This window comes from Pseudomonas sp. TMW22091 (assembly GCF_022496705.1).
Taxonomy (GTDB): domain Bacteria; phylum Pseudomonadota; class Gammaproteobacteria; order Pseudomonadales; family Pseudomonadaceae; genus Aquipseudomonas; species Aquipseudomonas saxonica.
On sequence record NZ_SCFI01000001.1, the window covers coordinates 229,220 to 247,723 of the forward strand.

Genomic DNA, 18,504 nt, shown 5'->3' on the forward strand with positions numbered 1-18,504 from the left:
AGTACTCACGCGCCATAAGCGCTCAATGGTTTTAGGGAATGAATAATGAAAAAAGTCTTTCTGGCCCTTTCTGCACTCACCTTATGCATGGCTGCGGGCACCGCGTTTGCCAAAGAGTACAAAGAGCTGCGCTTTGGTGTAGACCCTTCCTACGCCCCTTTTGAGTCCAAAGCTGCCGACGGCAGCCTGGTGGGTTTTGATATCGACTTGGGCAATGCCATCTGCGCGGAACTGAAAGTGAAGTGCAAATGGGTCGAATCCGATTTCGACGGAATGATTCCGGGGCTTAAAGCCAAAAAATTTGATGGCGTTATCTCGTCCATGACCGTCACCCCCGCCCGCGAAAAGGTCATCGATTTCTCCGATGAGCTGTTCTCCGGGCCGACCTCTCTCGTGTTCAAAAAAGGCTCGGGCCTGGACGCAACCCCCGAATCGCTCAAAGGCAAAACTGTCGGCTATGAGCAAGGCACCATTCAAGAAGCCTATGCCAAAGCGGTTCTGGACAAAGCCGGGGTTAAAACACAGGCCTATGCCAACCAGGACCAAGTGTACGCAGACCTGATCTCTGGCCGCCTGGACGCATCGATTCAAGACATGTTGCAAGCCGAGCTGGGCTTTTTGAAATCACCGCAAGGCGCCGGTTATGAAGTCAGCAAACCGGTAGACAGTGAACTGCTGCCCTCGAAGACAGCCATCGGTATCAATAAAGGTAACAAAGAGCTACAAGCCCTGCTGAACAAAGGTATCAAAGCGTTACATGACGACGGTACTTACAGCAAAATCCAGAAAAAACACTTCGGTGATTTGAACCTGTACAGCGGCAAGTAAAACCCCGGCGCCCACTGCCCAGTGGGCGCTTTACGACACGCCACAGGTTTGATTGTCATGGTCGATACTCTGCTGCAAAACCTTGGGCTTTCATCTCTCAGCCTTCAGGGCTTTGGCCCGCTGTTGCTGGAAGGCACGTGGATGACCCTCAAGTTATCGGTACTGTCGCTGGCAGTGAGCGTTCTGCTCGGCTTGCTGGGCGCCAGCGCCAAACTCTCCAGCCTTAAAGTGCTGCGCCTCCCCGCTCAGCTCTACACCACGTTGATTCGCGGCGTTCCCGACCTGGTGCTGATGCTGCTGATTTTCTATAGCCTGCAAACCTGGTTAACGAGCCTTACGGACGCGATGGAATGGGAGTACATCGAAATCAACCCGTTCAGTGCCGGGGTCATCACCTTGGGGTTTATCTACGGGGCGTACTTCACCGAAACCTTTCGCGGGGCAATCCTCTCTGTGCCCCGTGGTCAGGTTGAGGCCGCAACCGCTTATGGGCTCAAACGCGGGCAACGGTTTCGTTATGTGGTGTTCCCGCAAATGATGCGCTTCGCCCTGCCGGGCATCGGCAACAACTGGATGGTGATGCTCAAGGCCACCGCACTGGTGTCAATCATTGGCCTGGCCGATCTGGTCAAGGCGGCGCAGGATGCAGGCAAAAGCACCTATCAACTGTTTTATTTTCTGGTCATCGCCGCGCTGATCTATCTAGCCATTACCAGTGCCTCCAACTTCGTCATCCGCCGGCTGGAACGCCACTACGGCGCAGGCGTGCGGGAGGCGGTGCGATGATTGAGCTACTGCAAGAATACTGGCGCCCGTTTCTCTACAGCGACGGCTATCATCTGACCGGCCTGGCAATGACGTTGTGGCTATTGAGTGCCGCCCTGGTGATCGGCTTTGTGGTGTCGATCCCGCTATCGATTGCGCGGGTCTCCGCCAACCCCTGGGTACGCTGGCCGGTACAGTTCTACACCTACCTGTTTCGCGGCACGCCCCTGTATATCCAACTGCTGATTTGCTACACAGGGATTTACAGCATCGCAGCCGTTCGCGCCCAACCCCAACTGGATGCGTTCTTTCGCGATGCCATGAATTGCACGATTCTGGCCTTTGCCCTGAACACCTGCGCCTACACCACCGAAATTTTTGCCGGGGCCATTCGCAGCATGGCTCACGGGGAAGTCGAAGCGGCCAAAGCCTACGGCCTGAGCGGCTGGAAACTTTATGCTTATGTGATCATGCCTTCGGCCTTGAGGCGCTCGTTGCCGTTTTACAGCAATGAAGTGATCTTGATGCTGCACTCGACCACCGTGGCCTTTACCGCAACCATCCCCGATGTTTTGAAGGTGGCCCGGGACGCGAACTCAGCGACGTTTCTGACCTTTCAATCATTCGGTATCGCAGCCGTCATTTACCTGAGCATTACCTTTATGTTGGTCGGTTTGTTTCGTTTGGCAGAACGCCGCTGGTTAGCCTTCCTTGGGCCTGCTCACTAGGATTTTCACATGCAGCGACATCAGTCCCATCCCTTGCTGGCACCTGTTCCCGGCACAGAACGGCATATCCACAGCTTCCACTACGGCCCTGCCGCTCCACAGGGCAAGGTCTACATACAAGCCTCCCTGCATGCCGATGAGCTACCTGGCATGTTGGTGGCCTGGCACCTCAAGCAGCGGCTGGCCGAACTGGAAAGCGCCGGCCTGTTACGCAGTGAAATCGTGCTGGTGCCCGTCGCTAACCCGGTGGGCCTTGACCAAGTGCTGATGGACATTCCGTTGGGGCGTTATGAGCTTGAAAGCGGGCAAAACTTCAATCGGAACTTCCTCGACCTCAGCACGCAAATCGGTGACGAGCTAGAAGGCCAGTTAAACCAGGACCCTGCGCATAATCTGCAACTGATTCGCCATCATCTGCGTCAGGCCATGTCGGCGCAAACACCGACGACGCAACTGCACTCACAACGCCTGACCCTGCAAACGCTGGCTTGCGACGCCGATCTGATCGTGGATTTGCACTGCGACTTTGAGGCCGTGGCCCACCTCTACACCACGCCGCAAGCCTGGCCGCAGGTTGAGCCGTTGGCGCGCTATCTGGGCGCTCAAGCCAGCCTGCTGGCAACGGACTCGGGCGGCCAGTCATTTGACGAATGCCTGCCCTTGCTGTGGTGGCAATTGCAACAACGCTTTGAGCATTGCTATGCCATCCCGCAGGGCTGTTTTGCCGTCACCGTTGAGCTGCGCGGCCAGGGCGATGTCAGCCATGCCTACGCCGAGCAAGATTGCCAGGCATTGATTGATTACTTGATCGACTTTGGCGCGATTTCAGGAGCCGCCAACCCCTTGCCGCCGCTGCTTTACCCCGCCACCCCATTGGCCGGGGTAGAGCCTGTTGCAACGCCGGTGGGCGGGTTACTGGTTTTTAGCGCAAAACCTGGCGACTGGATCGAGGTCGGCCAGATGATTGCCGAAATCATTGATCCTGTCAGTGACCGCCTGACACCGGTGCATGCCACCCGCGCCGGCCTGCTCTTCGCCCGCTCGTTAAGGCGGATGGCAACTGCGGGCATGGTGATCGCCCACGTGGCCAGCCGTGACGCTTATCGAAGCGGCTACCTTCTTTCTGCTTGAGGTGTGCATGTACAAACTGACCGTTGAAGGCCTGCATAAACGCTATGGCGACAATGAGGTGCTCAAAGGGGTGTCGCTCAAGGCCAAAACCGGGGATGTCATTTGTCTGATCGGCGCCAGCGGCTCAGGCAAAAGCACCTTTTTGCGCTGCATCAACTTTCTCGAAACACCCAACGACGGCGCAATGACACTGGATGGACAGTTGATTCGCATGGTGACCGACAAAAACGGCATGCGGGTTGCCAGCGACGATGAGCTGCAGCGTTTGCGCACCCACCTGGCCATGGTCTTTCAGCACTTCAACCTGTGGAGCCATATGACTGTGCTGGAGAACATCACCCTGGCACCGCGCCGGGTGCTGGGCGTCAGCAAAAAGGAGGCTGAAGAACGCGCCCGACGCTACCTCGACAAAGTAGGGCTGGCGTCCCGCGTCGCGGATCAATACCCGGCTTTCCTGTCAGGCGGCCAGCAGCAACGCGTAGCGATCGCACGGGCACTGGCGATGGAACCCGAAGTCATGCTGTTCGATGAGCCGACCTCAGCGCTTGACCCAGAACTGGTGGGTGAAGTGTTACGGGTCATTCAAGGGCTGGCCGAAGAAGGCCGCACCATGATCATGGTGACCCACGAAATGAACTTTGCGCGCAAAGTCGCAAGTCAGGTGATGTTCTTGCACCAAGGTCTGGTCGAAGAACAAGGCCCCCCTCAAGAGGTACTCGACCACCCCAAGAGCGAGCGCTTGCGCCAGTTTCTCAGTGGCAATCTGAAATAGCCCAGGATGGTTTTATTCGGCACTAATGCCGGTCGCGTGCGGTCTCTGAAACAAGCCCACTCAGAGTGTCGCACTCGCCATGGCACGTTCATCCCGCTACGCAACCCAGTGGTTCAGCAGCCGCCAGTGGAAGCCTTTCAGCTTTCAACGCCAGGTGTGGGCCGCCATTCAACAGGGGCAATCGGGCTTGCTGCATGCGTCGACAGGCGCGGGCAAGACCTATGCCGTGTGGTTTGGCGCTCTGAATCGCTTTGCAACCTCAACGCCACCCGCCCCAAGCGCACCCCCTCGCGCGCGTAAACCTGCATTCGCGCCCCTCACCGTGCTGTGGATCACCCCGATGCGGGCGCTGGCGGCAGACACGGCCCGCGCCCTTGAGGCGCCGCTGGCAGAGCTGAACATCCCCTGGAGCGTGGGTTTACGCACCGGCGATACCAGCAGCAGCGAACGTGCCCGCCAAGGCCGACGTCTGCCCAGCGCCTTGGTGACCACGCCCGAGAGCCTGACCCTCTTGCTCACCCGAGCCGATGCCCAGACACAAATGAGTCATCTGCGCATGGTTGTGGTGGACGAATGGCACGAATTGATCGGCAACAAGCGCGGCGTGCAATTACAACTGGCCCTCGCTCGCCTGCGGCACTGGAATCCTGCACTGATCGTGTGGGGAGTTTCTGCCACGCTGGGCAATCAGGCACACGCCCAGCAAGTGTTGCTCCCTCAAGGCGACGGGGTGAGCGTGGAGGGCAAAGTCATCAAGGACTTGCACATCGACACCTTGCTGCCACCCACGCTTGAACGCTTCCCCTGGGCCGGGCATATCGGCCTGCGCATGCTGCCTGCGGTGATTGCCGAGGTTGAGAGCAGTTCCAGTTGCCTGATTTTCACCAATACCCGAGCGCAGTCAGAGCTGTGGTATCAAGCCATACTGGAGGCTCGCCCCGACTGGGCCGGGCTCATCGCCTTACATCATGGTTCATTGGCCCGCGAGGTACGCGACTGGGTGGAACGAAGCCTTAAGGAGGGGCGGCTCAAAGCTGTGGTGTGCACCTCCAGCCTGGACCTGGGAGTAGACTTTCTGCCCGTTGAGCGCGTTTTACAGATCGGCTCAGTCAAAGGCATTGCCCGCCTCATGCAGCGCGCAGGCCGCTCGGGGCATGCACCGGGCCGGGCCTCGCGGCTGACCCTGGTGCCCACCCATAGTCTGGAACTCGTTGAGGCGGCGGCCGCCAAAGCGGCCGTGGCCGCACGCATGATCGAACCGCGCGAATCCCCGCGCAACCCGTTGGACGTGCTGGTCCAGCATTTAGTGAGCATGGCACTGGCTGGTGGTTTCAGACCTGACGAACTGCTCACCGAAGTGCGCAGTACGTGGGCCTATCAGGACTTGAGTGACGAACAGTGGCGCTGGGCCTTGGCGTTTGTCCGCCACGGCGGCCACTCTTTGACGGCCTACCCCGACTATCAGCGGGTAGAGCCGGATGCAGAGGGCCGCTGGCAAGTGCCCAATGCCCGGCTGGCACGACGCCATCGCATGAGCATCGGCACTATCGTCAGCGATGCCAGTATTCAGCTCAAATACTGGAGTAAAGGTGGTGGCGGCAAGGCGCTGGGCAGCGTGGAGGAAGGCTTTATCGCCCGCCTCAAACCCGGCGATGGATTTTTGTTTGGCGGACGTTTGCTGGAGCTGGTGCGGGTTGAAAATATGACCGCCTATGTAAAACGCACTACGGGCAAAAAAGCGGCCGTGCCACGCTGGAACGGAGGCCGCATGCCGCTGTCCAGCGAACTGGCAGAGGCTGTTGTGGCCGAACTGGACGCGGCTCGTCACGGGCACTTCGAGGGCCCCGAAATGCAAGCGGTAAGGCCTTTGTTAGAAGTCCAACAGCAATGGTCAGCGCTGCCCGGCAGCCAAACACTTCTGGCCGAAGCCCTTAAGTCTCGTGAAGGCTGGCACGTGTTTATTTACCCGTTCGCCGGGCGTCAGGTGCACCTGGGGCTGGCCAGCCTGCTGGCATGGCGCATCAGCCGACAACAACCGTTGAGCTTTTCAATCGCAGTCAACGACTATGGTTTCGAGCTACTGTGTGCGACCGAAGTGAATTGGTCAGCGCTATTGCGACCCGAATTATTCAGCGAAGAACATCTGTTGGCCGATGTTATGGCCAGTCTCAATGCCGGAGAGCTGGCTTTGCGACGCTTTCGCGAAATTGCACGCATTTCCGGTCTGGTGTTTGGTGGCTACCCCGGCGCGCAAAAAAGCACGCGGCAAGTGCAAGCTTCAAGCGGATTATTCTACGAGGTGTTCAAAAACTACGACCCTGACAACCTCCTGCTCACACAAGCTGAAGAGGAAGTCTTGCGTCAGGAGCTGGATATTACGCGCCTTGAACTCACGCTGAAGGACATTCGTGCGCGTACGCTGGATCTGCAACTCATCAAGCGCGCCACGCCTTTTGCCTTCCCCCTGCTGGTGGAACGCTTTCGTGAAAGTCTGAGCACCGAAAAACTCGCCGACCGCGTGGCCCGAATGGTCAAGGATCTTGAAGCGGCGGTGACAAAAGGCTCGAAAAAATGATGAAACGCGCACTTACCGTCACTCTCGCGGACGAAGACATTTGCTTGCTGGCAGAAAAAGCCCTGTACTGGCCGCGTCACAGGGCACTGCTGATCGCCGACGCACACTTCGGCAAGGCGGCCGCTTATCGACGTTTTGGTCAACCGGTCCCTGTCGGTACCACTCAAACCAACTTAGACGTACTTGATCAGCTTCTGGCCGAGTATGACTGCCAGCAGATCATCTTTTTGGGGGATTTCTTACACGCCAAAGAGTCTCACGCGCCTCGCACACTGGCTTTGCTTGAACAATGGCGAGCACGACACGCTGAATTGAAGTTGACACTGATTCGCGGCAATCACGATTTACGCGCCGGCGATCCACCTGCGCAACTGCGCATAGAAGTCGTGGCAGAACCGTTACTGATGGCGCCTTTTGCCTTGCAACACGAGCCGGTGCCGCACCCGACCCATCACGTGCTGGCCGGGCATGTACACCCTACTTATCGACTGCAGGGCAGAGGCCGGCAAAGTGTGCGCGCCCCCTGCTTCTGCCTGGGTGAGCGCATTAGCTTGTTACCGGCTTTTGGTGCTTTCACAGGCGGGATGAATATCGACGCTGGCGCCAGCAACCATTGTATTTATCTGGTTGCAGACGGGGCCGTATGGCCACTGACCACATTCGTCTGATTACGCCACGGGAGCGGGTGGTGGCTCGTCAGGAATGGTCGGTACGCCGGGCTCAGTGGGCTGCGGGGTGTCCGGATCAGGCTGGCCGGGAATACCACCGGCTTGCAGATGAGGCTGGGCGAGGAGTGACCACGCCAACAGCCCAACCTGATTGGGCTCAAGGCTTGCCAATTGGGCTTGGATACTCGGATCAATCTTCATAGGGCACTCCTGAGCGATAATCCGGCCCGCGGGGTGCGCAACCGGGAATACACTCAATAGAGTGCAAAATCGCTCAAGAATTCCCTAAGGTCATCAGGTACGCGGCAAGGTGACGCCGCGCTGACCCTGATATTTGCCGCCGCGATCCTTGTAAGACACTTCACATTCTTCGTCGGATTCAAAGAACAGCATCTGCGCGACACCTTCATTGGCGTAGATCTTGGCCGGCAGCGTGGTCGTGTTGGAAAACTCCAGTGTTACGTGACCTTCCCATTCAGGCTCAAGCGGCGTGACGTTAACGATGATGCCGCACCGTGCATAGGTGCTTTTACCCAGACAGATGGTGAGCACGTTACGCGGGATGCGGAAGTACTCAACCGTGCGCGCCAGCGCAAAAGAGTTGGGCGGGATGATGCACACATCGCTCGTGACATCCACAAAGCTGCCGGCATCGAAGTTCTTCGGATCAACGGTTGCCGAATTGATGTTGGTGAACACCTTGAATTCATTCGCGCAACGCACATCGTAGCCATAGCTCGATACGCCGTAGGAGATAAGACGGTTCTCACCCTCTTCACGCACCTGCCGCTCGACGAAAGGTTCGATCATGCCGTGCTCTTGCGCCATGCGGCGAATCCACTTGTCTGGTTTGATGCTCATGGCGGGTGTCCTGAATAGCGAGGTAGAAAAATTCTGATCGGCATCTTACCGCCCCATAAGGCCCGGTTCAAAAATCTGGAAGAAAAATATTGAAAATAGCTTAAGAAGCCGTGAATACAGGGTGCAAGGGCAACCGCCAGTCACGTTTTTAGAGAAACCTTCGCAAAGACCCTTTGCACGTTTGGAAAAAAGCGTTAAGGTGGCGCCACTGTGTTGCTTGTGTCACTGAGAATCTCTACACGATATGTTGAATTTCGATCCAACCATCTCCAAGAATTTTTCCTGCTCTTTGCACTCAGTCTCGGCCAGGGCTTTTCCTGCGTCGCAGTTATCTTTGTTCAAGGAGTTACACCATGTCTAATCGCCAAACTGGTACCGTTAAGTGGTTCAACGATGAAAAAGGCTTCGGCTTCATCACTCCACAATCCGGTGACGACCTGTTTGTTCACTTCAAAGCAATCCAATCCGACGGCTTCAAAAGCCTGAAAGAAGGCCAACAGGTTTCTTTCATCGCTACTCGCGGTCAGAAAGGCATGCAAGCTGAGGAAGTTCAAGTTATCTAACTTGTACTGATCCAGTAAAAAACCCCGCCCTCAAAAGCGGGGTTTTTTTATGCCTGCAGAAAATGAAACCGCGGGCTACAGGTGGCATCGGGAGCAAGCCCGCTCCTACAAGGTCCTATTAGAACCCTGTAGGAGCTGACAAACAGATCAGTCGTCGCTGGCGGTAATCGTCGGCATCGCTTGCGAAGTCGCTTCGCTCAGAACGATGCGAGCACCCACGTGGCGAGCCAGTTCCTGATAGATCAGAGCGATCGGGCTCTCCGGATCGGCGATGGCCGTTGGCTTGCCACGGTCGGCCTGTTCGCGAATGTCCATGGACAACGGCAGCGACGCCAGCACTTCAACACCGTACTGAGTCGCCAGCTTCTCGCCACCACCCTCACCAAACAAATGCTCGGCATGACCGCAATTAGAGCAAATATGCACAGCCATATTTTCCACTACGCCCAATACCGGAATGTTCACCTTGCGGAACATCTCGACACCTTTGCGCGCGTCCAGCAACGCCAGATCCTGCGGCGTGGTCACAATGACCGACCCCGTCACCGGAACTTTCTGCGCCAGCGTCAGCTGAATGTCACCCGTGCCGGGGGGCATATCGATAACCAGATAGTCCAGATCATTCCAGGCCGTCTGCGTCACTAATTGCAACAGTGCACCGGACACCATCGGGCCACGCCACACCATCGGGGTGTTGTCGTCGGTCAGAAATGCCATGGACATCACTTCAACACCGTGAGCTTCAATGGGCACAAACCACTTTTGATCACGAATCTGAGGGCGCGTGCCTTCTGGGATACCAAACATCACACCCTGACTCGGCCCGTAGATATCTGCATCCAGTATCCCGACCCGGGCCCCTTCACGCGCCAATGCCAACGCCAGGTTGGCGGCTGTGGTCGATTTTCCTACTCCGCCTTTGCCGGAAGCGACAGCCACAATGTTCTTCACATTGGCCAGGCCGGGAATCTGTGCTTGCGCCTTATGCGCGGCAATCACACAGCTAACCTCGACCTTGGCAGAGGAAACACCGTCAAGATTACTGATGGCCATTTGCAGCATTTGCGCCCAACCGTTCTTGAACAGGCCTGCGGCATAGCCCAGCTCAAGCTGAACACTGACGTGCTCGCCCTGAACCTCGATGTTGCGCACGCAGCCCGCACTGACGGGGTCCTGATTCAAATAAGGGTCGGTGTATTGGCGAAGGACGGCTTCCACCGCCGCGCGATTCACTGCGCTCATGGGCAACTCCCGAAAGACTGAGTAAAAACAGGCCGCTATCGTACCTGTAAAAAAGCACCCTAAACACAATCTAAAACACCGTAATCACCCAGATAGTCGCCCACGGGGTGAAATAAATTGCCCGGCGCTTTATAGTGGCCGACCACCGTCTCATCAAGTAGCCGAGCCCCATGTCCGAGCCACGCAAGATCCTCGTCACCAGCGCCCTGCCCTATGCCAATGGTTCAATCCATCTTGGCCATATGCTTGAGTACATCCAGACCGATATGTGGGTGCGCTTCCAGAAGCATCGCGGTAATCAATGCACCTATGTCTGCGCAGACGACGCCCACGGCTCGGCAATCATGTTGCGAGCCGAGAAAGAAGGCATCACCCCCGAGCAACTGATCGCCAACGTGCAGGCTGAACATAGCGCCGACTTTGCAGAGTTCCTCGTCGACTTCGATAATTTCCATTCGACCCACGCCGAAGAAAACCGTGAGCTGTCGAGTGCGATTTACATCAAATTGCGTGAGGCTGGCCATATCGCCACCCGTTCGATCACCCAGTATTTCGACCCGGAAAAGAAAATGTTCCTGGCCGATCGCTTCATCAAGGGCACTTGCCCCAAATGCGGCGCGGAAGATCAGTACGGCGACAACTGTGAAAAATGTGGTGCCACCTACGCCCCGACTGACCTGAAGAATCCCAAGTCAGCGATTTCGGGTGCCACGCCAGTCCTTAAAGACTCCGAACACTTCTTCTTCAAGCTGCCTGACTTCGACGCCATGCTGAAAAGCTGGACCCGCAGCGGCGCTTTGCAAGATGCCGTGGCCAACAAGATCGCCGAATGGCTGGATGCAGGCTTGCAGCAGTGGGATATTTCCCGCGATGCACCCTACTTCGGCTTCGAGATCCCGGACGCGCCTGGCAAGTATTTCTATGTCTGGCTAGACGCTCCGATCGGCTACATGGCCAGCTTCAAAAACCTCTGCGCCCGCCGTCCGGAGCTGAACTTCGACGCCTACTGGGCCAAGGATTCCACCGCCGAGCTGTACCATTTCATCGGCAAGGACATCGTAAACTTCCACGCGCTGTTCTGGCCCGCCATGCTTGAAGGCGCAGGCTATCGCAAGCCAACTGCAATCAACGTGCACGGCTACCTGACCGTCAACGGTCAGAAGATGTCCAAATCACGCGGCACCTTCATCAAGGCCCGCACGTATCTGGACCACCTGTCGCCGGAATACCTGCGTTACTACTACGCCTCCAAACTGGGTCGTGGCGTCGATGACCTTGACCTGAACCTTGAAGACTTCGTACAGAAGGTCAACTCGGATCTGGTCGGCAAAGTAGTCAACATTGCCAGTCGTTGTGCAGGCTTCATTCAAAAAGGTAACGCCGGCATCCTGATTGAAGGCAATGCAGCTCCTGAGCTGACCGACGCTTTTCTAGAGGCAGCACCGAGCATTGCCGAAGCCTATGAAGCTCGCGATTTTGCCCGCGCCATGCGTGAAATCATGGGCCTGGCCGATCGCGCCAACGCCTGGATTGCTGACAAGGCACCGTGGGCAATGGCCAAGGTGGAAGGCAAGCAGGATGAAGTTCAAGCCGTGTGCGCGCTGGGCATCAACCTGTTCCGCCAACTCATCATCTTCCTCAAGCCGGTCTTGCCAGTGCTTGCCGCCGATGCCGAAGCCTTCCTGAACGTCGAACCGCTGACGTGGGATGATCACCGCGTCTTGCTGACCAACCATCAGTTGAATGCATTCAAACCATTGATGACCCGTATTGACCCGGTAAAAGTACAAGCCATGACCGACGCCTCCAAAGAAGACCTGGCAGCCAGCCAGACGGATACTGGCGCTCAACCACCGCAAGGCAACGGCGAGCTGGTTAAAGAGCCGTTGGCAGCTGAAATCGACTTCGATGCTTTTGCCGCTGTCGACCTGCGTGTCGCCTTGATTGTTAAAGCCGAAGCGGTAGAGGGCGCTGACAAATTGCTGCGCCTGACGCTGGATATCGGTGACGAGCAACGCAACGTATTCTCTGGTATCAAAAGCGCTTACCCGAATCCGGCTGAGCTGGAAGGCCGTCTCACCATGATGATTGCCAACTTGAAGCCGCGTAAAATGCGTTTTGGTATTTCAGAGGGCATGGTGATGGCTGCCGGCCCAGGCGGTGAAGAAATTTACCTGCTAAGCCCGGACAGCGGCGCCAAGCCGGGTCAACGAATCAAGTAAAGCTTCAAAATCCGCTAACAGCTCACCAGCTGTTAGCGGACATTCATCCTTTATCTGCTTATGATCTTCCCGCCTGCTCAGTTCTGCTCGTTCGCCTTTACCGACCATGACAGACCTGACATTGATATTTGATCACCCCACCCTAATTAATCACTGCGCACAATGAGTGCCGCCGAGGTGCGACCCACTGTCGCTGGACTGATCACGCCATGAGTCTGATTCAACAAATTGATGCCTTGCTACCGCAAACCCAATGCGGAAAATGCGGACACCCTGGCTGCAAACCGTATGCAAAGGGTATTGCCCAAGGCGAAGCAATCAACAAATGCCCGCCCGGAGGCACCGAAACAATCGCTGCCTTGGCGAATTTGTTGAGCATTCCCGTGATCGCACTGGACACTGAACGCGGTAACGCCCCCGCACAAGTGGCTTACATTCGCGAAGCAGAATGCATCGGTTGTACCAAATGCATACAAGCTTGCCCGGTCGACGCAATTCTCGGTGCCGCCAAGCTAATGCACACCGTGATTGTGGACGAATGCACAGGATGCGATCTATGTGTCGCCCCCTGCCCGGTGGATTGCATTGAAATGCGGCCACTACCTGCCAATGTCACACCCATTGTCAGCGGCTTTGCTTACGAATCAGAAGACCTGACAGCACGCCTGCAAAAGCGAGCCCACGCACGCATCCGCCATGAACACCGTGAGGAGCGCCTTCAACGCGAAGAACAGCACCGACAGGCAGAACGACTGGCACGCCTCCAGCGCTCGCCTACACCCGCTCAAACCCCTGAACTACTTGCAAGGGAGACAAGTGCCGCTGCGAACCCAAATGAAGCGGCACTGAAAAAGGCCAAGGTGTCGCTCGCTATGGCACGCGCACAACTGAATAAATCACTGAAGGCATTCGGCCACCCCCCAACGGCCTCCCAACAAGCCCAGCTGGTCTCGCTCCAGCAGCAATTTGAATTGGCAGAGCGCGCACTGGCTCGACTGGAAGCAGGAACCGAGATCTCGACACCCGCTCCTGTCGCCAATACTGCAGAACTCAAACGGGCAAAAATACAGCTCGCCATGCGTCGTGCCGATCTCAAAAAGGCCATCGCCCAAGAGCTTTCGAGCCCACAACTGGGGCTGCTGGAGGAAGCAGTAAGGCTGGCAGAATCCACCCTGACTGCTTTGGAGCCAGACAAAATCCAATAGTGCGTTGCACCCTATCAAGCTTTACTCGTTTATCGGACCGCCTCTCCAGGAAACGCTTTATCCATGAATGCCGCCAAGCGCCTTGAAATATTTCGCCGGTTTCACGAAGACAATCCCGAGCCCAAAACTGAGCTGGCCTATTCCTCTCCGTTCGAGCTTTTGATCGCCGTAATTTTGTCTGCTCAAGCCACTGATGTGAGTGTGAACAAGGCAATGGCCAAATTGTTTCCAGTCGCGAATACACCAGAAGCCATCTACGCTCTGGGGGTTGAAGGACTGTCCGAGTACATCAAGACGATTGGCCTGTACAACAGCAAGGCCAAGAACGTGATTGAAACTTGCCGCCTGCTAATTGAAAAGCATGGTGGTCAGGTGCCGCAAACCCGAGAGGAACTGGAAGCACTTCCAGGCGTGGGTCGTAAAACGGCAAACGTCGTGCTCAATACTGCTTTCAGGCAATTAACCATGGCAGTTGACACTCACATCTTCAGAGTGAGCAACCGAACCGGAATCGCACCGGGTAAAAACGTAGTGGAGGTCGAACAGAAATTAATGAAATTTGTTCCCAAGCCCTACCTGATGGACGCACATCACTGGCTGATCTTGCATGGCCGATACGTCTGCCAGGCAAGAAAACCACGCTGTGGCAGCTGCCGCATTGAGGACCTGTGTGATTACAAGGACAAAACCTCTGACGATTGAGTGATAGTCATTTTATGGGTTGATCGATTGAGAAAATCTTTTTTACGCTTGAAGCGATTATCGCTATAAGAGGCGCCATTACACGTCTTAGCCTGGAGTGAACTGAATGAGCACTGGCAAAGAAGAACTGGAAGTAGAAGAAGATTTTCCTGTCGTAGACCAGGATGAGGTTGTGGAACCCCCTGCGGAAGTCGCTAAAACCAACCTAGCAAAGCGCCGCACTATTGATGCGCTTTTGGCTGAAAAGCGTCTTCAGAAAGAGCTGGAAGATTACCCTTACGATCTATGAGCTTAAGAAAAAATCAAAAGCCTCCTGAAGCGGAGGCTTTTTGTGTTCAGCAAGGCAGAAGAATCCAGGCTTCAAGCCTGACTCTAATCAGACCAACCCATTACGCTGTGCAAGCTCAATGAGATCAACCAGCGAACGGGCATTAAGCTTCAATAAAAGGCGCGTTTTGTAGGTGCTGACGGTTTTGTTACTCAGAAACATTCCGTCTGCTATTTCTTTATTACTTTTACCTCTGGCCAACTGTTGTAGAACCATCATCTCCCGCCCTGAGAGGCGATTCACCATATCCGCTTCACTCGCATTGCCTAAACTTGAGCGAACTGAGTGCAACGCTTGATTTGGAAAATAACTATATCCCGATAGCACAGCCTTAATTGCACTCAACAGTTCAGTTAAGTCCTGCTGTTTGCAAACATAGCCAGCGGCCCCTGCTTGCATGCAGCGCATGGAAAAATGACCCGGCGCCTGAGACGTCAACACCAACACCTTAATAGGCACAACTGGTGTTGACAGGCGCGCAATGACTTCAAGCCCGTCAAGTTTCGGAATTCCAATATCCAAAATTACAATATCAGGCGCGTGTTCGCGCGCGAGTTGTAATGCATCTACTCCATTATCCGTCTCTGCAACAACTTCGTAGCCATGTCGTTCCATAAGCATGCGTACAGCAAGACGAATGACAGGATGATCATCCACGATCAGCACTTTATTCATGGGTAATTCCAATTTTTTCGCTGTTCGAATTTTAGAGCCAGCACAATAGCCTAGTCACAACACCCTGGGCATAGCACTCCCCCCCAAGCACCAACAGCCAAAGACATTTCCTACGGACAATCAAGATTTGCCCTACAAAAAAATCACTCATAAATATTAAGCTCTTGCTACATCCTCTCGCAAAATGCTCAGCGTGCGAGCTCCCTATATGCAGGTCCATCTTCATATTTAAAAAGAAAATTCTAATGATGAGCGGTCTCTTCCTTATACCACTAACCGGAAATGCCCTGACTTGATTCCATCTGGTTTTATCCTTTTACAAATCTGCCTTCGTCATTAAAAACCAAATACGATATTCAAACAATAGCTCATCAACGTATCCATTCAACCTTAACCCTCCTTATTTTCTGATTAACACAGGATAAACAACACGACAAAAACAGCACAGGACAATTAAAAATCCGCCTACGAAAAAACCAATGCAGAACACAACCAAGGCGATACTTTACCTTGGTAAAAATATGCTCATGCATCGAACTCCAGCGTTTCCAGCCCCCCTGAAACGTCACCAACAACGTAGACAAAAAATGCTTCGCACGTTGAACATAAATACCTGCCACGCAGCACCTTTAACACTAACTTTCTAAAAACCCTAGCCTATTTTGTTATAAGAAATATTACCAAACCAAACATAAAGATTAGGACTACAAGCAAATCAGAAAACACTTAATAACAAATACCTAGAGCGCACAACCCTATCACCTCGCCTACAAACCGGAAGAAACACCTCTCAAGTTTTACTCAAAGATTTACCCTACTAAAAAAGTCAAAATAACCCACCTATCGAAACACCCATCCAAACCCTGATAAAAAACACCACCCCTACTTAGCACATGATCGATCTGCATGATTTTTCCTTCAGTAAATAATCCACATCCCACTGAAACCCGAGCATCTATTTCCCTGTCTTGGCGCTACCCTTCAAATATTATCACCCACCGCTCATGCCTATTACGCACCTCAATTACTCACCGGCCACACTATTGAATGCAGGTTTTAAAATGATTAAACGACCCATAAAAATAAGCAACCCCCTTACGGTAATCGCCATTTTCTCAATGTTAACTGAGACTTCGGCAGCCGTTTCCCTTCCTTACATTGACAGTGAAAACCAGCATATATATGTCTGGTTTTTGATTATATTCCCCTCCGTCTTGATTACTTTTTTCTTTCTCACCCTGAACTTCAACAGCAAAACACTGTACACGCCCAGGGAACACACTAAAGAAAGCCATCGAGCTGATCGCTGCGCTGAAGTGTGCCTGCACAACACCGATCAAGCTCCGGCACAGCAACAGGCCCCTCATCGGGAGCACTCATCACTCTTACTGTCCAAACCCGATAACAAACCCGGCGCGTTTCACCCTCAGCGCTTCACCTTTTTGCCACAAGGGCACAGGGATTACGACCCTGGCTCAAGCCCTGAAGCTGTTTCAACCAAAACGTCGCTCGTCTCTTCGGCAGACCATCATCTGTTGTTAGAAGGCACTGTGTTCAGCCATTTACACGTGATTGACATGAGTCACTCTGCTTTACAGCTGTCGCCCAAACATACCCTCACTGACATATTGAATACCTACAAGAAGAGAACACGAACACACAGCACCCATATTCAAAAAAATGACATGCTGCTCTTGCTGACCACCCCGCAGTCAGAACCACAACTGCACCTTCAAAAACGCTCTCTGATGGGTTTCAAAACACCCTCTGCATTTGCAGATTCAACGATCATTACTTACAACATTGAAACCCGGCAGTTGAATATTTTGTGCCCTGCCTGATGATGAATACCTGTCCAGAACCGTTTATCAAACAAAAAAAAAGCCCTGGTCATGGACCAGGGCTTTTGCACAACCAAAGAAATCAGAAGAACGAGCGACCTTTGTTGGCAGCAATACGCATGCGCAAAGCATTCAACTTGATAAAGCCGGCTGCGTCTTCCTGATTATAGGCACCGCCATCTTCTTCGAAGGTGGCAATATTGGCATCGAACAGTGAGTCGTCAGACTTGCGACCGGTAACGATGACATTGCCTTTGTACAGCTTGAGGCGAACAACACCGTTAACGTGAGCCTGCGACGCATCAATCATTTGTTGCAACATCAAGCGCTCAGGGCTCCACCAGTAGCCGGTGTAGATCAGGCTGGCGTACTTGGGCATCAACTCATCTTTCAAGTGAGCCACTTCACGGTCCAGCGTTATCGACTCAATGGCACGGTGAGCACGCAGCATGATGGTGCCGCCAGGCGTTTCGTAACAGCCGCGGGATTTCATACCCACATAGCGGTTCTCAACGATGTCTAGACGGCCAATGCCATTCTCGCCACCAATACGGTTCAATGTCGCCAAAACCGTCGCAGGGGTCATTTCAACGCCGTCAAGCGCCACGATATCGCCATTGCGATACGTCAGCTCCAGATAGGTCGGCGTATTAGGCGCGTCCTCTGGCGACTTGGTCCAACGCCACATATCTTCTTCGTGCTCGGTCCAGGTATCTTCCAGCACGCCGCCTTCATAGGAGATGTGAAGCAAGTTTGCGTCCATCGAGTACGGGGACTTCTTCTTGCCGTGACGCTCGATAGGGATGTTGTGCTTTTCAGCGTAATCCATGAGCTTTTCACGAGACAGCAAATCCCACTCGCGCCAAGGAGCAATAACTTTTACGCCCGGCTTAAGTGCGTAAGCACCCAGCTCGAAACGGACTTGGTCGTTACCTTTGCCCGTCGCGCCATGGGAGATGGCATCAGCCCCTGTTTCGTTGGCGATTTCGATCAGACGCTTGGCAATCAGAGGACGCGCGATGGAGGTACCCAGCAGGTACTCACCTTCATAAACGGTGTTGGCGCGGAACATCGGGAACACGAAGTCTCGAACAAACTCTTCACGCAGGTCATCAATGTAGATTTCCTTGACGCCCATGGCGAGCGCCTTGGCGCGTGCAGGTTCAACCTCTTCACCCTGACCCAGGTCAGCGGTAAAGGTTACGACTTCACAGTTATAAGTATCCTGCAGCCACTTGAGGATCACCGAAGTGTCCAGGCCGCCCGAATAAGCCAGAACGACCTTGTTTACGTCCGCCATGCCATCACTCCACGGGTTGTTCGAAAAGCCGAACAGTCTACCGCCCACGTGCGCTAATTTACAGAGGGGCGACACCTTAAGACGACAAAGCGACAGTA

18 protein-coding genes are annotated in these 18,504 nt (G+C 54.4%); 13 read left to right on the forward strand and 5 right to left on the reverse strand.

Annotated elements, in window-relative coordinates; genetic code table 11:
• The first annotated feature begins 45 nt into the window (after positions 1 to 45).
• The 7 genes from EQV93_RS01050 (at position 46) to pdeM (ending at position 7,467) form a co-directional block, all read left to right on the forward strand.
• Positions 46 to 828 carry an ABC transporter substrate-binding protein gene (locus EQV93_RS01050; protein WP_122784760.1) on the forward strand — a complete coding sequence of 261 codons (783 nt, stop codon included), beginning with the start codon at positions 46 to 48 and terminating at the stop codon, positions 826 to 828.
• 57 nt (positions 829 to 885) lie between these two features.
• Entirely contained in the window at positions 886 to 1,614 is a 729-nt protein-coding gene (locus EQV93_RS01055; protein WP_122784761.1) for an ABC transporter permease, read from the forward strand.
• Positions 1,611 to 2,321: an ABC transporter permease gene (locus EQV93_RS01060; RefSeq protein ID WP_146384081.1), complete on the forward strand. Its 711-nt coding sequence runs from the start codon at positions 1,611 to 1,613 to the stop codon at positions 2,319 to 2,321. Before EQV93_RS01055 ends, EQV93_RS01060 begins: the two co-directional genes overlap by 4 nt.
• 9 nt (positions 2,322 to 2,330) lie before the next feature.
• On the forward strand, positions 2,331 to 3,452 hold the full coding sequence (locus EQV93_RS01065; RefSeq protein WP_146384083.1) for a succinylglutamate desuccinylase/aspartoacylase family protein: 1,122 nt from the start codon (positions 2,331 to 2,333) through the stop codon (positions 3,450 to 3,452).
• Between the two features lie 7 nt (positions 3,453 to 3,459).
• Positions 3,460 to 4,224, forward strand: a complete 765-nt coding sequence (locus EQV93_RS01070; protein ID WP_122784764.1) for an ABC transporter ATP-binding protein — start codon at positions 3,460 to 3,462, stop codon at positions 4,222 to 4,224.
• Positions 4,225 to 4,303: 79 nt separating this feature from the next.
• Complete coding sequence (locus tag EQV93_RS01075; RefSeq protein ID WP_240890730.1) at positions 4,304 to 6,799, forward strand: ligase-associated DNA damage response DEXH box helicase; 2,496 nt, start codon at positions 4,304 to 4,306, stop codon at positions 6,797 to 6,799.
• The gene (gene pdeM, locus EQV93_RS01080; protein ID WP_240890731.1) at positions 6,799 to 7,467 is read left to right on the forward strand and encodes a ligase-associated DNA damage response endonuclease PdeM; all 669 of its coding nucleotides are present in this window, start codon (positions 6,799 to 6,801) and stop codon (positions 7,465 to 7,467) included. Before EQV93_RS01075 ends, pdeM begins: the two co-directional genes overlap by 1 nt.
• Here pdeM and EQV93_RS01085 read toward each other — a convergent pair whose 3' ends face one another.
• Positions 7,468 to 7,668: a hypothetical protein gene (locus EQV93_RS01085; protein ID WP_122784766.1), complete on the reverse strand. Its 201-nt coding sequence runs from the start codon at positions 7,666 to 7,668 to the stop codon at positions 7,468 to 7,470. It lies immediately after the preceding gene.
• 93 nt (positions 7,669 to 7,761) lie between these two features.
• Positions 7,762 to 8,328, reverse strand: a complete 567-nt coding sequence (dcd, locus tag EQV93_RS01090; protein WP_016779707.1) for a dCTP deaminase — start codon at positions 8,326 to 8,328, stop codon at positions 7,762 to 7,764.
• Between the two features lie 353 nt (positions 8,329 to 8,681).
• Here dcd and EQV93_RS01095 point away from each other — a divergent pair, with 353 nt between their 5' ends.
• The gene (locus EQV93_RS01095; protein WP_002554837.1) at positions 8,682 to 8,891 is read left to right on the forward strand and encodes a cold-shock protein; all 210 of its coding nucleotides are present in this window, start codon (positions 8,682 to 8,684) and stop codon (positions 8,889 to 8,891) included.
• Between the two features lie 147 nt (positions 8,892 to 9,038).
• Here the strand turns inward: EQV93_RS01095 and apbC are convergent, their stop codons facing one another.
• The gene (gene apbC, locus EQV93_RS01100) at positions 9,039 to 10,133 is read right to left on the reverse strand and encodes an iron-sulfur cluster carrier protein ApbC (RefSeq protein WP_122784767.1); all 1,095 of its coding nucleotides are present in this window, start codon (positions 10,131 to 10,133) and stop codon (positions 9,039 to 9,041) included.
• A 170-nt stretch (positions 10,134 to 10,303) separates the two neighbouring features.
• Here apbC and metG point away from each other — a divergent pair, with 170 nt between their 5' ends.
• From metG to EQV93_RS01120, 4 genes are all read left to right on the forward strand, one after another.
• Positions 10,304 to 12,355 (forward strand): methionine--tRNA ligase, encoded by a 2,052-nt coding sequence (metG, locus tag EQV93_RS01105; RefSeq protein ID WP_240890732.1) that lies wholly within the window; start codon positions 10,304 to 10,306, stop codon positions 12,353 to 12,355.
• Positions 12,356 to 12,564: 209 nt separating this feature from the next.
• The gene (gene rsxB / locus EQV93_RS01110) at positions 12,565 to 13,560 is read left to right on the forward strand and encodes an electron transport complex subunit RsxB (protein ID WP_146424974.1); all 996 of its coding nucleotides are present in this window, start codon (positions 12,565 to 12,567) and stop codon (positions 13,558 to 13,560) included.
• Between the two features lie 63 nt (positions 13,561 to 13,623).
• Positions 13,624 to 14,262, forward strand: coding sequence for an endonuclease III (nth, locus tag EQV93_RS01115; protein ID WP_146424976.1), 639 nt, complete (start codon positions 13,624 to 13,626; stop codon positions 14,260 to 14,262).
• A gap of 106 nt (positions 14,263 to 14,368) precedes the next feature.
• Complete coding sequence (locus EQV93_RS01120) at positions 14,369 to 14,551, forward strand: PA3496 family putative envelope integrity protein (protein ID WP_122784771.1); 183 nt, start codon at positions 14,369 to 14,371, stop codon at positions 14,549 to 14,551.
• Positions 14,552 to 14,638: 87 nt separating this feature from the next.
• Here EQV93_RS01120 and EQV93_RS01125 read toward each other — a convergent pair whose 3' ends face one another.
• Positions 14,639 to 15,265 (reverse strand): response regulator transcription factor, encoded by a 627-nt coding sequence (locus EQV93_RS01125; protein WP_122784772.1) that lies wholly within the window; start codon positions 15,263 to 15,265, stop codon positions 14,639 to 14,641.
• 1,061 nt (positions 15,266 to 16,326) lie between these two features.
• Between EQV93_RS01125 and EQV93_RS01130 the strand changes: the two genes are divergently transcribed.
• The gene (locus EQV93_RS01130) at positions 16,327 to 17,106 is read left to right on the forward strand and encodes a hypothetical protein (RefSeq protein ID WP_240890733.1); all 780 of its coding nucleotides are present in this window, start codon (positions 16,327 to 16,329) and stop codon (positions 17,104 to 17,106) included.
• Positions 17,107 to 17,188: 82 nt separating this feature from the next.
• Here the strand turns inward: EQV93_RS01130 and EQV93_RS01135 are convergent, their stop codons facing one another.
• A complete protein-coding gene (locus EQV93_RS01135) occupies positions 17,189 to 18,406 on the reverse strand; it encodes an argininosuccinate synthase (protein ID WP_122784775.1) in 1,218 nt (405 codons plus the stop codon).
• Between the last annotated feature and the right edge of the window lie 98 nt (positions 18,407 to 18,504).

Coding starts and splice junctions, on each gene's coding strand:
- apbC (WP_122784767.1), bottom strand. CDS start 10,133: ATGAGCGCAGTGAATCGCGCGGCGGTGGAAGCCGTCCTTCGCCAATAC.
- nth (WP_146424976.1), top strand. CDS start 13,624: ATGAATGCCGCCAAGCGCCTTGAAATATTTCGCCGGTTTCACGAAGAC.
- EQV93_RS01135 (WP_122784775.1), bottom strand. CDS start 18,406: ATGGCGGACGTAAACAAGGTCGTTCTGGCTTATTCGGGCGGCCTGGAC.
- EQV93_RS01060 (WP_146384081.1), top strand. CDS start 1,611: ATGATTGAGCTACTGCAAGAATACTGGCGCCCGTTTCTCTACAGCGAC.
- EQV93_RS01095 (WP_002554837.1), top strand. CDS start 8,682: ATGTCTAATCGCCAAACTGGTACCGTTAAGTGGTTCAACGATGAAAAA.
- dcd (WP_016779707.1), bottom strand. CDS start 8,328: ATGAGCATCAAACCAGACAAGTGGATTCGCCGCATGGCGCAAGAGCAC.
- EQV93_RS01050 (WP_122784760.1), top strand. CDS start 46: ATGAAAAAAGTCTTTCTGGCCCTTTCTGCACTCACCTTATGCATGGCT.
- EQV93_RS01130 (WP_240890733.1), top strand. CDS start 16,327: ATGATTAAACGACCCATAAAAATAAGCAACCCCCTTACGGTAATCGCC.
- metG (WP_240890732.1), top strand. CDS start 10,304: ATGTCCGAGCCACGCAAGATCCTCGTCACCAGCGCCCTGCCCTATGCC.
- rsxB (WP_146424974.1), top strand. CDS start 12,565: ATGAGTCTGATTCAACAAATTGATGCCTTGCTACCGCAAACCCAATGC.
- EQV93_RS01085 (WP_122784766.1), bottom strand. CDS start 7,668: ATGAAGATTGATCCGAGTATCCAAGCCCAATTGGCAAGCCTTGAGCCC.
- pdeM (WP_240890731.1), top strand. CDS start 6,799: ATGAAACGCGCACTTACCGTCACTCTCGCGGACGAAGACATTTGCTTG.
- EQV93_RS01070 (WP_122784764.1), top strand. CDS start 3,460: ATGTACAAACTGACCGTTGAAGGCCTGCATAAACGCTATGGCGACAAT.
- EQV93_RS01120 (WP_122784771.1), top strand. CDS start 14,369: ATGAGCACTGGCAAAGAAGAACTGGAAGTAGAAGAAGATTTTCCTGTC.
- EQV93_RS01055 (WP_122784761.1), top strand. CDS start 886: ATGGTCGATACTCTGCTGCAAAACCTTGGGCTTTCATCTCTCAGCCTT.
- EQV93_RS01125 (WP_122784772.1), bottom strand. CDS start 15,265: ATGAATAAAGTGCTGATCGTGGATGATCATCCTGTCATTCGTCTTGCT.
- EQV93_RS01075 (WP_240890730.1), top strand. CDS start 4,304: ATGGCACGTTCATCCCGCTACGCAACCCAGTGGTTCAGCAGCCGCCAG.
- EQV93_RS01065 (WP_146384083.1), top strand. CDS start 2,331: ATGCAGCGACATCAGTCCCATCCCTTGCTGGCACCTGTTCCCGGCACA.